This window comes from Tateyamaria armeniaca (assembly GCF_045797845.1).
Classification (GTDB): Bacteria; Pseudomonadota; Alphaproteobacteria; order Rhodobacterales; family Rhodobacteraceae; genus Tateyamaria; species Tateyamaria armeniaca.
Genome location: NZ_JBHDIY010000002.1, coordinates 687,296 through 698,620 on the forward strand (window position 1 = coordinate 687,296; position 11,325 = coordinate 698,620).

Annotated in this window: 9 protein-coding genes and 1 pseudogene; 7 read left to right on the forward strand and 3 right to left on the reverse strand. The window is 55.8% G+C overall.

Going from position 1 to position 11,325, the window contains the following annotated elements; genetic code table 11:
* Positions 1 to 219: 219 nt before the first annotated feature.
* The 3 genes from ACERZ8_RS03435 to ACERZ8_RS03445 are packed head-to-tail and all read right to left on the reverse strand — an operon-like array spanning position 220 to position 1,821.
* The gene (locus ACERZ8_RS03435) at positions 220 to 531 is read right to left on the reverse strand and encodes a hypothetical protein (RefSeq protein ID WP_407590721.1); all 312 of its coding nucleotides are present in this window, start codon (positions 529 to 531) and stop codon (positions 220 to 222) included.
* On the reverse strand, positions 521 to 1,294 hold the full coding sequence (locus ACERZ8_RS03440; RefSeq protein ID WP_407594146.1) for a peroxidase family protein: 774 nt from the start codon (positions 1,292 to 1,294) through the stop codon (positions 521 to 523). The genes ACERZ8_RS03435 and ACERZ8_RS03440 overlap by 11 nt, the downstream gene beginning before the upstream one ends.
* A complete protein-coding gene (locus ACERZ8_RS03445) occupies positions 1,252 to 1,821 on the reverse strand; it encodes a peroxidase family protein (protein WP_407590722.1) in 570 nt (189 codons plus the stop codon). The genes ACERZ8_RS03440 and ACERZ8_RS03445 overlap by 43 nt, the downstream gene beginning before the upstream one ends.
* Positions 1,822 to 2,859: 1,038 nt before the next feature.
* Between ACERZ8_RS03445 and ACERZ8_RS03450 the strand changes: the two genes are divergently transcribed.
* From ACERZ8_RS03450 to tnpC, 7 genes and pseudogenes are all read left to right on the forward strand, one after another.
* On the forward strand, positions 2,860 to 4,614 hold the full coding sequence (locus tag ACERZ8_RS03450; protein ID WP_407590723.1) for a BTAD domain-containing putative transcriptional regulator: 1,755 nt from the start codon (positions 2,860 to 2,862) through the stop codon (positions 4,612 to 4,614).
* A 224-nt stretch (positions 4,615 to 4,838) separates the two neighbouring features.
* The gene (locus ACERZ8_RS03455) at positions 4,839 to 5,561 is read left to right on the forward strand and encodes a phosphatase PAP2 family protein (protein WP_407590724.1); all 723 of its coding nucleotides are present in this window, start codon (positions 4,839 to 4,841) and stop codon (positions 5,559 to 5,561) included.
* A gap of 33 nt (positions 5,562 to 5,594) precedes the next feature.
* Positions 5,595 to 6,608, forward strand: coding sequence for a hypothetical protein (locus ACERZ8_RS03460; protein WP_407590726.1), 1,014 nt, complete (start codon positions 5,595 to 5,597; stop codon positions 6,606 to 6,608).
* A 213-nt stretch (positions 6,609 to 6,821) separates the two neighbouring features.
* Positions 6,822 to 8,279 (forward strand): polysaccharide lyase domain-containing protein, encoded by a 1,458-nt coding sequence (locus ACERZ8_RS03465; protein WP_407590727.1) that lies wholly within the window; start codon positions 6,822 to 6,824, stop codon positions 8,277 to 8,279.
* Positions 8,280 to 8,664: 385 nt separating this feature from the next.
* Positions 8,665 to 9,057 (forward strand): IS66-like element accessory protein TnpA, encoded by a 393-nt coding sequence (gene tnpA, locus ACERZ8_RS03470; protein ID WP_407590729.1) that lies wholly within the window; start codon positions 8,665 to 8,667, stop codon positions 9,055 to 9,057.
* On the forward strand, positions 9,054 to 9,401 hold the full coding sequence (gene tnpB / locus ACERZ8_RS03475; protein WP_407590730.1) for an IS66 family insertion sequence element accessory protein TnpB: 348 nt from the start codon (positions 9,054 to 9,056) through the stop codon (positions 9,399 to 9,401). The genes tnpA and tnpB overlap by 4 nt, the downstream gene beginning before the upstream one ends.
* Before the next feature lie 49 nt (positions 9,402 to 9,450).
* Positions 9,451 to 10,949 (forward strand): annotated as a pseudogene (tnpC, locus tag ACERZ8_RS03480) (IS66 family transposase).
* Positions 10,950 to 11,325: the final 376 nt, after the last annotated feature.

Consider the following 11,325-nt stretch of genomic DNA (forward strand, 5'->3'; position numbering starts at 1 on the left):
GCGCGGGAGGGACCATGTACGCAACGATGAAAGAGACGAGAACCGTCAAGGCACCCTGAACTTCAGGCGGTACTGCTGGCCCTCCCATCTGTCCATTCAGCCACAACAGGAGCTGAACGATGGCACCCGCAAGCACGCTTGCCGTGACCTTTCTTACAGGGCGGTTCGAATTCATACGCGTTTGGATCTTTTGCTCACTTCCGGAAGTTGCATCCGTCATCACGATTCTCCTATTGGGTTGATGTCATTCACAAACCGAAGCATGTCGGTCATGGTGAAGTGTCCGGGTTTCTCGCTGGGCAATTCAGGCACCCAATTCTTGCGTTGCCACAGGAATGACCGCTGATCGCCATGTACGAGACCGAGGAATGTCTCGGCCACGATGGTCGATCCGACCGGTCCGAGCCGCTGGCCTCGGTGAAGCTGTTCAGCTTCCTTGAGGATATAGAACCATAAGGGCGTCTGCTGGTGCAGGCCGTGCTTGCGGGCTGCCTCCCCGCCAATACCGGTTGCGACGACCTCAGGTACCAAGGGCTCGAGCCCCATATGCCGCGCGACTGACTGTCCGGACGGCAGCCCGACCTCGGACGCCGCGGCTTAGGTTTCGAAAGGCCAAAACCGCGTTTCTGTCAGTTTCCCCGGGCAAGGTGCTGAGTGCCGGGGCCACTAGGGCATCCAGCTTGCGCGACGCATTGGGTCGCACTGCGGCATCGAGATCGAAGAATCGCCGCCAGTCGATGATCCAGTTGCCGGGCAGATCCCGCAGTTTCCCGCCCGGGATTCCCGGCGTCGGCGACACGCCGGGATCATCGGCAAGCGCACCTACAATTGCACCCGACTTGCCCGTGAACCCAAAGAGCAGCTGCAGGCTTGCCGGCGTCAGGGCGCTCGGGTCCGTTCCGAAGACCCGATTGTAATCATAAATTTCGCGGATCATCGAGTGGCCCAAACGGTAAGCCGCCGCTGAGAATTCCGCGGGAATGTAGGGCGTGGTCTTGAAGCGGTAGAACCTGCGGCCCTGCTCCTTGATCTTTCGGACCAGTCCCGGTTCGGTCAACCGCTCGACCCAGTCGAAAAGAACGATCCACTGGTAGTGCCAGGTGACGATCCGCCTAGCCTCGTCGAACTGTTCAGCACTCGTCAGCCCCGGTTGTCCTTCGCTCAGGAAATTGACGACCGCGTTGTGAAACTTGAGAAACGCCAGATGGGTCTGAGCGACCGCAAGGTTCTCGTCGTTGCGCTCGTCCCCGATCAGAGCGCGCCCAACTCCGTTGCGTGGCAGGTCGTTCGGCAGGGCCGTCGGTACGTTCTGGGCGGGGAAGCCGACGTCGTTCCGATTAGGAACTTGTTTGTGGGTCCATAGGGTGGGGACAGACTCCGCGCGTAAAGCTCCGGTGACCGGCCGGGACCTTCAGCGTAGAGCGAGTCGAGATCCAGCGCCGGCGTCCGGAAATTCTCCGTCGCCAGCGGATCGGCCTTCTGCACATGCAGTGGCGTCGTGTCGAGGGTGATGTCGTGATCAACGAACTGACCGAAATAGGTGTACCCTGCCGGTATGTCCGGGTTGTCCCCCGTGGCATCCATCGCGGTGTCAACCATCGCCTCGGCAAGTTCGAAGAGTGCATCCTTGCTTGCGACGAGACCGGGCAAATCGGGGAACATGCGCCCGAACTTGCCGGGATCCCCATTGCCGCTGCGCACATCGAGCGTTTCCGCCGTCAGCGATCTGAGATGCTGCCCATGCGAACGCGGCCCATGTGGCGAAAGTTTGTTCGAGCTCGCCGGCGGTTTGAAAGATTTGTTTAAGTCATCTGGTGCCATGCTTGACTTCCTCCGCTGTCACGGCGCCGAATCTGGCGCTAAAAAGGCATGGAGACTGTCCGACTGCGGTGTGAGCCGATCGTCATTGGCGCGTGAGCCAAACGTCAAAGATGAGTTTCCAGCTCGTAAAATCGCTCTTTTCCACCGTTTAGGAGAGGTGGTTCAGGGAAACTTTAGAGCCGGAAGAATAGACTTTTTGTGCGACCGCGGCATGATGCTGCGAGCGAGGAAAAGACTGCGGCAAGCCGACCAAGTCAGAACCACAGCCCGGCATTCGAGGCAAAGATGGCGGTTGCCGCGATCAAAGTTGAGTAGGCCCCGATCGATCTGAAGCAGGATCTCAACTTGCATCCGAAGCAGATCAAGCATTGGCGCGATCAGCTGCTCTAGGGTGCGGCCGGGGTGTTCTGCGACGGTGCAAAGTCCGAGCTGGAACCTGCGATCGAAGTGAAGAACCAGAATGCGAAGATGGGAGAGGTCAGGCTGCAGAAGGAATTCTAATGCGGCGCGCTCGGCAAAGCGAGTCTGCAGCCGAACGCAAGAAGATGATCGATCTTACACCCGATACCTTACACTTTGCGGCAGACGACGTCCGCATTTGTCGCTTGACTGAAAAACTCCCAATCATGCTTACTGAATGAGGGCTATGCGCGAAGCGGCGGCGGCACAACCGAGACGAAAATAGGTTTGAGAAACACACGGAACCCGAACTGACAATCCGAACCAACTTTGCGTTCGCAAATGTTTCTGATGTTATGCTTGAATATTAAACTGAAATTTTGAAAGCGCTGGGTGGTTTAGTTGGGGACAGAACTTGATCGCAGAATAATATTACGCATTTGCGGCACCCCGACACTGACATGGAACGGTCGGAAGGTGGAGGTTCCTGGGAATAAAGCGCGGGCTCTTCTGGCATATCTAGTTCTTGGGAAGGCGGCCGCGCATAGCCGGGACCATCTTTGCGAACTCCTGTGGGGCAATGTTGGTCACAATAAAGCGAGAGCGTCTTTGCGCCAGTGTCTCGTCGGTCTACGACGCGTGTTAGACCCAATATGCCCGGCAGCGCTCAATGCGGACGTGAACTCAATTTCCTTACGTAGCGGGGTTTTCACGACCGACATTGATGACCTCTTGAGTGAAATCAAGGAGGGAAATGCCGATAGCCCGATGCTGAAGCAGCTACCTCTGGCGCATCAATTGTTCGTGGGTACCGACGGTTTGAACTCGGAATTTGATGACTGGCTAAGTTCCGCACGGTCCGCCATTCTGTCGGATATTCTAGACGGATTGCGCAGTATTTATCTGGACGAGACCATTCCGCAGAACATCAGAATTCTTTATTCTCAGACCGCGCTATTACTTGATGATTTGGACGAACAAGCCGTGCGCACCCTCATGCTTTGTCACGCTGCTTGCAGCAATCCGACCGCGGCACTGCGAGTCTACAATGAGTTCTACAAGCGGTTGGAGGACAATCTCGATGCCGAACCTGCGATCGCCACGCAAGACCTGGCGGTGCAGATAAAACTTTCAAAGGCCGAGAATGCTCCGAAGGAACACAAGCTTGGCTTAAGCGTGCTACCAGCGACCGCGCGCACGGGTACCGCCAAGATTGCGATCATGCCTTTCGAGATCGTGGGTGGGAAAAACGAAGATCCATATCTGCCAATCGGCGTTCTAGATCACATTACCTGCCATATGGCATCCTTTCGTGCACCAGCTGTGATTTCCAGCAATTCGACGCGCAGATTCCTTGGCCAGCCGCCGCGTCCCGCCGACGTCGCGCGGGAACTCGATGCCAATTACGTTCTGACGGGCACTATCCGGATTGATGGCGCCGACGCAGGCGTTTCAGTTCAACTTGTCGAAACGCAAAGCGAAAGTGTGCTCTGGGCTAAGGTAAGTATCTGCAAGACAGACGATTTGAAGTCACTGAACGTTCCGATTGCAGAAGAGATCGCCCGCGCGATCGTGCCTTCCGTCGATGCCGAAGAGCTGCGCCATTCGAAGTCAGTACCCGCGGAAGAACTGGAACCCTACCATCTGGTTTTGCAGGCGAAGGATTTAGTGTTCCGGCTGAAGAGAGAGGATTTTGTCAAGGCGCGCGACCTCCTGCGCAGAGCTGTGGAAAATGGCCCACAGTTTTCGCCAGCGCATGCGCTATTTGCGGAATGGCATTCCATCAACCTTTGGGAAGGATGGTCGAAAAATGCACTCAAAGACAGGGCGGCGCTTGAACATCACGCCTTGAAGGCAATCGCGCTATCGCCGGGCGACGGTCGCGTGATGGCGCTTTGGGCGCACAATCGGATGATGTTTGAGCGTGAATACGACTCTGCTCTATCGACATTTCATGACGCGATAGAGCTTTGCCCCAACGATGCCGATACACTGGCTTGGTCGGTTCCAACACTCGCAAACACGCGGAATTCCGAGGCGGCTGTGCGAAACGGCGAAAAGGCTCTCGCCCTGTCTCCCTATGATCCGTTCATCTTCCGAAACGAGCATTTTCTGGGACTTGCTCACTATACGAATGGCGATTTCGATAAATCGGCGGAATACGGGTTGAGTAGCTTCCGTCGGGCACCAAACTACCAGGGAAACATTCGGGCTACGATCGCGGCGCTCTGCGGCGCGGGGCGACAGGCTGAAACGGTTTATCTGGTCGAGCACCACAACAAGATCGCCCCGAGTTTTTCGGTGGCGGAGTTTAAGAAGAGGCACGGCTTGCGCGATCCAGAAGACCGGGAAGTCTTTGCTTCAAGATTGATTGCAGCGGGATTACCGTCATAGCCTTTGACACTGAATTGACGCGGCGATGACGCAGCGCCGTTATCTTGATTGAAAGGGATAAGGAGGGATTTATTGTGATTCACGGCAGCACACATGGTTCATCACACGGGTCGTCGCACGGGTCTTCACATGGCTCATCGCACGGATCGACTTCGGGGGGCATGGGACCCGGCGCAGGAACCGTTATTCCTGCCGGGAAACAACTGGAGACAATCGCTGAGAGGGTGGATCGGTTCAATCACTTCAAGCCAACAAGCTTTGACCGTCGAAACCTCCATCCGGACTTATTTGTCCAAACGAAGTTGAAGGATGTCCTGCCCGCTATCGTCAAGGAAGATAGTTTCTACCAGACCATGCTTAGCGATCTGCTTGAAGCGCAATCTGTCAAAGACGACCTGAACAAGGCCCTTGCAGACAGGGATGAAGTCCTGCGCGACTATGGTGCGGAAATTAGGGATCAAGCCGACAGTTTTCACCACTACTTCTATAATGTCCTCTCTCTGCACCCTTTGACGCACCCAAAGACCGCGCAGCTGATATCTTTGGCAATGATTGTATCTGGCATTGTCGGAATGCATTGCAAGCTGTTATTCATGCGACCGCGCCCCGTGCAAGTTTGGCCGGGTCTGCTGCCTGTACTACCGACGCCTCCGCACCCGTCTTTTCCGAGCAATCACGCGACGCAGGCTTACACAGTCGCCTTTCTGATCGCCGATGCTCTGGGCTCCCCAATGGACCGTGGCATTGGGCAATACTTGTCAAGCCTGGCTAAGCGCGTTGCTGAGAACCGTGAGAGGGCCGGCGTCCACTTCATGTCGGACAGTGAAGCGGGCGAGCGGCTGGCGCGGAATGTCGCAAGCGAACTCATGACGACTTCCTTTGTCAAGGATGATCTGATCGTTGGGTGCAAAGAAGAACTGCTCCATTTCGAGAACGCTGCACCGTAGAGACAAACCGCGACACTAAGGGAGATCAATACCATGGCGCAACGACGTTATGTATTCGGAGGAGCTGTGCCTCCCGGCTGGTCCGCTTCGGTTGCCATCGACATTATGCGGAGTGCGAAGATCCGCCTCGACAATAGGTTCTTCAAAACTAAAGACTTGGTTGGCGGACTCATCAGGGCAGAAAACTGGCAGGTTCGGGATCAAGGTGAGCGGGGGACCTGCAATGCGTTTGCCGTGGCAGCTGCTGAGGAACTTCGGGAGTTTAATCTGTCCGGGAAGTTGAACGATTTGTCCGAGGAGTATCTCTACGGGAAAATGCGGTCATATGGTCTCGAACCATTAAGTGATATCGGGATGGATGTTTCTCACGTAGATACGGAGGCGATTGAAGAGTCAGGAGGTACCTTTCTGGAGCAGGCGCGGAAGGCGCTTTCCGAATGGGGAATATGCAGCGAAGACCTGGCAGAGTATCAGAAACATGCGGAGGAGAATACGTTTGAAGACAACTTTTCAGAGAATGCAATCAATCAAGCGCAAGAGAACAAGATCGGTGAGAGCCTACTCGATCACGATATCGTCTCGAAACCAGTGGTCGGGATAGGAAAACCTTGGCTGCGGGCATCCACAAACCGACGCATTTCTGAGGTTTTGGCCGAAAAGATTCAGTCAGGGCTGCCGGTAGCCGCATCCTTTGCAGTCCTCAGCGGTACTGGAAAGCAAGCCTGGACGGGACGGACAGCTTTGAAATTTGGGAAAGTTGAGTACCCTACGGATGAGGTTGCCAAGGAGATGATAGCTATTGGCGGCCACTCAGTTTGCTTGGTCGGTTTTGTCGAAAATCACGACCCAAGCATTCTGCACGGAGGCTGGTTTGTCTTTCGGAACAGCCATGGGGAGGATGGCTTCGCAACTTCGATTGAGACAGACGAGGAGGAGCCTAAGGCACCGGCTGCAGGTTATGGCCTGATATCCACACATGATGTCGATAGATATTGCTGGGAGTATTTGGCGAGGACTTCAAGTGGATCCGGGCACCCCGTTTTCTAGCCTCAGCAGCCGTCTCGTGAGTTTTCAGATCCGGCACTCTAGCGTCGATCAGTCGCTACGAAACGGTACATCTTGGGCGATGGCCGTTGAGAGAATTATTTGACTGAGCAGTTGCGCACGCGATCCTCGGCAGAGACGGATTTTTCTTGTGGCGTGAACGCAATTTTCTGGACACAAAAGATTTTTTACTCCCAATGAAAGCAGGAGGAACTTATGGCGACCCTCATTGCCGCACCCGAGTTTTCCGTCGTTAGGCATGACGGTTCGGATATCACGGCACTCGATTTGCAGACAGCGCTCAACAAGGCGGACCCGGGAGATACCGTCCTTTTGATGCCGGGCGTCTATCGCGACCCGGTCTGGTTGCTGCGCGGCGGAACGAAAGACGCGCCGGTAACCGTTAAGGGCCCAGCGCACGGGATTGCCATGTTCGACGGGGGGCGCAAGCCGCGTGACGGTTTACATCACAGCAAATGGGCTATGGATGGGCAGTGGGCCATGTTCAAGATGCTCGACGTTGGACATGTCGTATTCGACGGATTTTCATTTTGCGACTGCTGGCCGCAGGTATTCTATCTCAGAGGCTGCCATGACATAGCGTTCCGCCGCATAAGGGGAACAGGCGCTCGGAACGTGATCTTTGTGCGCAACTCCGATAAAACCCTGTCGCGCAGTTTTATCATAGAAGAAATGCACTGGGTCCAAGACGTCTATCAGGACATGTGGAACGGTCGGGTCAAATGGAAGGAGGTCAAGGAACGGGACGGCTACGAGAACAAAAGCTGGTTCAACGGCGCCTTGTTCGAAAGCTACGATATTCTTGGTGACGTAGTGATCCGTGACTGCGATGTGTCTCATGCGTTCAATGCGATCCGGATGGATATCAAGCCGGAGCGGGTTTCCGTCCAAAACGGAAAACCCGTCGTATCCAGAAATCGAAATGTCAGGATCTATCGAAACCGGTTTTCGTATATCAGAGATAATGCCGTCGAACCGGAGAAGGGCCTTCACGGCTGGTTGGTTGCAGAAAATACGTTCTTTCAAGTCCATGCAGCCCTTTCCTGCGATGCAGTTTCGATCCGCGATGGCGCATTTGTGTCAAATAGTTTTCTCAATCTCAGCCGTCCTGACGATGCCAGCAATACAGGCGGCAAGATCTTGAAGTTTCTCAGCTTGGGAGATCGAACACCGCGCCCACCTTGCTCGGGTTTCGTAACGGCGTTCAATTCGATCCGCAGCAGAACGCGGCTGGTCGCGGGCGCTCGGCTGAAGGATTGGTGCAACGTCAATAATGTAGTGGAACGCTTTGCCGCTTCCGATAGGGACGACGTTGCGCTTTTCGCTGAAATGGAGTGGTTTGAAGACGCCTTCACTGATGCGATGGCCACCAACGACCCCGGCTATCCTGACGTTTACCTTGCAGAAGGAGGCAAAGTCGGAGACTGGAGCGCTTTGCCGAAAGTCTTTGACTTTGAAGATCCGGTCAATTTGCGCACAGAGCAAGACTTCGACTGGGATGGGTCCTTGCCCTTGAGCAGCGAGGCTGCGGCCCTGAACTCCATTCCCGTTACGATCCACGGGCCGGAGGACTTGAACAAAGGGATTCCGGGCGGTGGGTCGGTTGGATTTAGGAATCTGGTTGATCTGGGTTTGGATCAATGGATAATTTAATCACTTTACCTGACGGCGGTATGGCAAAGCACTTCGCCGACGTGCCCCAATCGGCTCTAGAAGCTTTCAGTACGGACCAGCCTGGGTGGAATTCGTTGAGAAGCTCAACACAGACCTGCGTACCCCAACCTCGCCGGTGACCACCTCAGCCTGAACCTTCATCACCCGATGGGGCACTTTCCGGCACTGAAAGCAACGTTCATCGCAACCAATTACTACCACGCGATGTGAACGACTTCGGCTCATCTTGCTTCTACAGTGTTTCGAAAGGTTAAAAACCATACGCCGCCCTGTAGGGCGTAAGCGTCCGGCCTGGCTGCTCTGACACGCGATAGAGTGTGTTGATAAGTGTCCACCATTGATAGTGGACATCTTGGGGACGGATATGGCGGGTAAGAAGGGTCAGAAGAAGCGGTTCTGGTCGGATGAGGAGAAGGTTTCGATCTGCCTGCAAACATGTGCGCCGGGGGTTTCGGTTGCGCAGGTTGCGCGGCGGTATGCGATGAACGCCAATTTGATCCATAAATGGTTGCGTGATCCCAAGTTTGCGCCTGATGTGGAGACGGTTGTAGAACAGATCGCCCCGGATTCGTGCTTTCTTCCAGTTGAGATTGTTGACCGGCCTGTGATCGAAGAACCGGCCCCTAAGCCAGCAGCCAATGTCATATCCGGCCACAGCTCGATTGAGATCGATATCGCAGGCGGTCATCAATTGAGGATTGTCGGTACTTACGATCCCGAAGCACTGGCTCGGCTAATCCGAGGTCTGTCTGCATGATCCCTGTTCCGGCGAACACGCAGGTCTGGCTGGCAGCTGGCGTGACCGACATGCGGCGTGGGTTCACTACGCTGGCGGCGCAAGCCGAACAAACGCTGAAGCAAGATCCGTTCACGGGGCATCTGTTTGTCTTTCGTGGTCGCCGGGGTGACCTGATCAAGATTATTTGGTGGGATGGCCAGGGTGCGTGCCTGTTCAGCAAGCGGCTTGAGAAAGGCCGGTTCGTGTGGCCATCGGCCAAAGAGGGCAAATTTGCTCTCACGGCGGCGCAGTTGGCGATGTTACTAGAAGGGATCGATTGGCGTGTGCCACAGCGCAGCTGGACACCGCTCAAGGCGGGATAAATGCGCGTGTGGGATTCCCGCCCAGCCGTTGTTTTGCTATGGTCTGGCCATGCTGGACGTCGACAAATCTCTGCCGAAAGACCCTGATGAACTGAGACAGTTCACAGCGCTTTTGCTCGCGGAGGTGAAGTCGCAAGCGGTTTTGATCGAGAAGCTACGGCATCAATTGGCAGGTCAGCGTCATCACCGGTTTGGATCGTCATCAGAAAGCATTGAGCAGCTTCAACTGGCCTTGGAGACGAGCGAGATCGCGGTCGCCAAGATGACAGCCAAGCTGCGTCTTCCCGATGAAAAACCAAAGGATAAACCCAAGCGACGCCCGATCCCTGACCACATCCCACGCATGGAAGTCGAACTGACCACTGGTGACGACGACTGCGCTCAGTGCGGTGGTGGCCTGCGCCGTCTGGGCGAGGATGTGACCGAAGAACTGGAGTGTGTGCCTCGGCGCTTCATCGTGAACCGCATTGTGCGGCCGCGCTTTGCGTGCTCGGGCTGCGAGGCCTTTACGCAAGCCACATTGCCATCGCGTCCCATCGAACGGGGCCGCCCCGGTCCCGGGCTGCTGGCGCATGTGTTGGTCAATAAGTACGCGGATCACCTGCCGCTGCACCGCCAAAGCGGCATCTTCGAACGCGACGGGATTGATATTGATCGCTCCACGCTGGCCGACTGGGTTGGTAAATCCACAGCCCTGCTGGAGCCACTTGCAGACGCCATCGGGCGACATGTGCTGGCAGGACAGGCGATCTTTGCAGACGACACGCCAGTGAAGATGCTCGCCCCGGAACCGGCAAAACCGCGACGGCGCGATTGTGGGCTTATGGGCGCGACGAACGACCCTGGGGCAGCGACGTTCCACCCGCCAGTTGGTATCAGTTCTCGCCGGATCGCAAAGGGCAGCATCCAAAGGATCATCTCGCAAAGTATCAAGGCTGGATGCACGCGGACGGATATGCCGGGTTCGAAGATCTATATCGTTCCGGCGGCATCCGTGAGGTGGCCTGCATGGCCCACGTCAGACGCAAGTTCGTCGATATCCACCGCGCTCAAGGTTCCGCCATCGCTGACGAGGCAATCGGGCGCATCGCGCAACTCTACGCGGTCGAGAAAGAGGCGCGTGGATCAGCGCCAGAAAGACGCGCTGCACTCCGACAGGAAAAGGCAAAGCCAATCTTCGATGATCTCGAAACATGGCTGCATGCCCAACTGCCCAGTATCTCGGGAAAATCGCCGCTGGCGGGAACGATCCGCTATGCCCTGACGCGCATGGCGCGGCTCAAGGCATACCTCGATCACGGCATCTTGGAATTGGACAACAATACCGCCGAACGCGCGATGCGATCCGTCGCCATCGGGCGCAAAAACTATCTGTTCGTCGGATCACAAACAGGCGGCAAGGCCGCCGCCATCGCTTACACCTTGATCGAAACCGCCAAGCTGAACGATATCGATCCGCAGGCATGGCTGGCAGATACTCTGGCACGCATCCAAGATTATAAGATCAACCGCGTCGATGACTTGTTGCCGTGGAAAACTGCACCGTAGGGCGGTCAGACCGGACGCTTACTGTAGGGCGGCATACAAACTTTGAAAGTGTACAATAATTTGGCTGCGAGAAGGCGCAGCAGATGATCATGGCACTAACAGTCCACAAAAGCAAAGAAGTCCGCGGCAGTACCGGCAGAAGCATCGCGAATATCGTTGGTTGCGTGGGCTCGCAACTCACGATTTCTGCGGTTGGTGGAGAGCGTGGTGCCAAGGCTTGCGGCGTAGAATTGCCAGACGTGGGGTGAAAAGGTGCGGATGACGTGATTTCAGCTTGGGCGCCCGCAAACGAACGTGCCGATACGCCCCGTGCACACGATCCGCACATGCTAACCGAGTAACCGCCTTTAGCCATTTCGGTTTCGGCCCGATCCTC

Excerpts from the sequence above, each read along its gene's own strand:
- ACERZ8_RS03445 (WP_407590722.1), bottom strand. The coding sequence starts at position 1,821 with ATGGCACCAGATGACTTAAACAAATCTTTCAAACCGCCGGCGAGCTCG.
- ACERZ8_RS03460 (WP_407590726.1), top strand. The coding sequence starts at position 5,595 with ATGGCGCAACGACGTTATGTATTCGGAGGAGCTGTGCCTCCCGGCTGG.
- ACERZ8_RS03465 (WP_407590727.1), top strand. The coding sequence starts at position 6,822 with ATGGCGACCCTCATTGCCGCACCCGAGTTTTCCGTCGTTAGGCATGAC.
- tnpA (WP_407590729.1), top strand. The coding sequence starts at position 8,665 with ATGGCGGGTAAGAAGGGTCAGAAGAAGCGGTTCTGGTCGGATGAGGAG.
- tnpB (WP_407590730.1), top strand. The coding sequence starts at position 9,054 with ATGATCCCTGTTCCGGCGAACACGCAGGTCTGGCTGGCAGCTGGCGTG.